The sequence below is a fragment of the Rhizobium sp. PRIMUS64 genome (genome assembly GCF_023006465.1).
Lineage (GTDB): Bacteria > Pseudomonadota > Alphaproteobacteria > Rhizobiales > Rhizobiaceae > Rhizobium > Rhizobium leguminosarum.
Genome location: NZ_JALBGX010000300.1, coordinates 1 through 1,054 on the forward strand (window position 1 = coordinate 1; position 1,054 = coordinate 1,054).

Genomic DNA, 1,054 nt, shown 5'->3' on the forward strand with positions numbered 1-1,054 from the left:
CGGAGTTGCCGGAGGAGACCCGCCAAGCGTTGACGGTGCTCATCGTGCGGCTGTTCGTCGATCACGCAAAGTGCGGACATGCCTGCCAACAGAAGGAGGCCGGTCATGATGCATGAGAAGATCGCGCCGCATCATCTGGAGCGGAAGGCCATCCTCTATGTTCGGCAGTCCTCGGCTCACCAGGTTCTGCACAATCGAGAGAGCAGCGCCCTCCAGTACGCCATGCGCGACCGTCTGGCAGCGCTTGGATGGTCACATATAGAGACGGTGGATGACGACCTTGGTCGTTCGGCCGCCGGCGGCGTGACCCGCGCTGGATTTGATCGGATGGTGGCGGAAGTCTGCCTTGGCAAGGTAGGCGCCGTGGCCGCGCGTGAGGTATCGCGCTTCGCCCGGAACAGCCGCGATTGGCAGCAACTCATCGAGATGTGCCGCGTTGTCGATACCGTCCTGGTCGACCAGGAAGCAGTTTATGCGCCCCGCCAGGGCAACGACCGCCTGCTCTTGGGTTTGAAGGGCAGCCTCAACGAGTATGAACTCGATCTCTTGCGTCAGCGTTCCCTTTCCGCCCGCTATGAGAAGGCTCGCCGCGGTGAACTCGTCGTCACTGTTCCGGCCGGCTTCGTAAAGGCCGGTGACAGGATCGAGAAGGATCCCAATCGGCGCATCCAGGAAGCCATCGCACTCGTCTTCGACAAGGTCACCGAACTCGGGAGTGCCCGGCAGGCCTTGCTATGGTTCCTTGAGCAGGGATTGGACCTGCCCGTCAGGTGCGCCAACGGTGACGTCATCTGGCGCAGGCCAAATTATGCCACCATCCACCGGATGATTGCGAACCCGATCTACGGCGGCGCTTATGCTTATGGTAAGAGTCGTTCCGTACCAGGATACGATGGCCGATCTGGAATTCGCCGCAAGGCGCGTGATGAATGGCTGGCGCTGATCCCGGATGCGCACGAAGGTTACATCAGTTGGGAACGGGCGGAGGAGATCCGCAAGATGGTCAGCGACAATGTACCGGCCAGTCGCCATCATGGAGCGCCGAAGCATGGCG

Annotated in this window: 1 protein-coding gene; it reads left to right on the plus strand. The window is 61.2% G+C overall.

Annotated elements, in window-relative coordinates:
* Window positions 1–105: 105 nt before the first annotated feature.
* The coding region (locus MOV76_RS39210) for a recombinase family protein (protein ID WP_164740585.1) at window positions 106–1,054 on the plus strand (949 nt) is incomplete at its 3' end.